The 524-nt window shown below is 51.3% G+C and carries 1 protein-coding gene and 1 pseudogene; both read left to right on the forward strand.

What is annotated here, in order from left to right; all coding sequences use genetic code 11:
• Nucleotides 1-128 precede the first annotated feature (128 nt).
• Complete coding sequence (locus ACTHTY_RS11570; protein ID WP_440367769.1) at nucleotides 129-293, forward strand: hypothetical protein; 165 nt, start codon at nucleotides 129-131, stop codon at nucleotides 291-293.
• Nucleotides 294-317: 24 nt separating this feature from the next.
• A pseudogene (locus ACTHTY_RS11575) lies at nucleotides 318-524 on the forward strand (outer membrane protein assembly factor); the annotation flags it as partial.

The raw sequence follows: 524 nt of genomic DNA on the forward strand, positions 1-524 counted from the left end.
CATGGAGATTGCAGTTAGCTGGGGGCAGGCCGAGGTCCGTTTCTGCGTCACATCGTGTGACATTGTTACGCTAAATTTCCGTTTATAACCATAGCTTTAGGCTTTTTAGAGATAATGGTAAAATCTTCATGTTGGGGGATTGTCGTTGTCGAGCACGCATCGTGGCCAAACTGACCTACCCTGTTTTGTTTGCGTTGTTTGTGTTCGTTTATGGGCGCGTGTTGGTGGTGGGGGTTGTTGTTTTTGGGGCGGGGGGTTGTGGGGTTGTTTTTGGGTTTGGGGTGTTCGGGTAGTTCGGGGGCGGTCGGGCAGGTGGACTCGAGCTCAAATTTTCTGTCAGAATCGACACCTGAGACAGCGAAGTCAAAGAAATGCTTGAAGAATACCTGCCGCTGGTTACCCAGCAGCAGGGCGAAGAGCTGGACAAAGAGCAGGTTGGCTTCCTCGTCGGAGAGGCTCCCGGCGGCGTTAAAATGATGCTCCGGACCAAAGGTTATTTCGACAGCAACGTCAATATTCAAGAC

Origin of the sequence: Neisseria sp. P0019.S002, assembly GCF_051957155.1 — a bacterium.
GTDB lineage: Bacteria > Pseudomonadota > Gammaproteobacteria > Burkholderiales > Neisseriaceae > Neisseria > Neisseria perflava.

Excerpts from the sequence above, each read along its gene's own strand:
- ACTHTY_RS11570 (WP_440367769.1), top strand. The coding sequence starts at position 129 with ATGTTGGGGGATTGTCGTTGTCGAGCACGCATCGTGGCCAAACTGACC.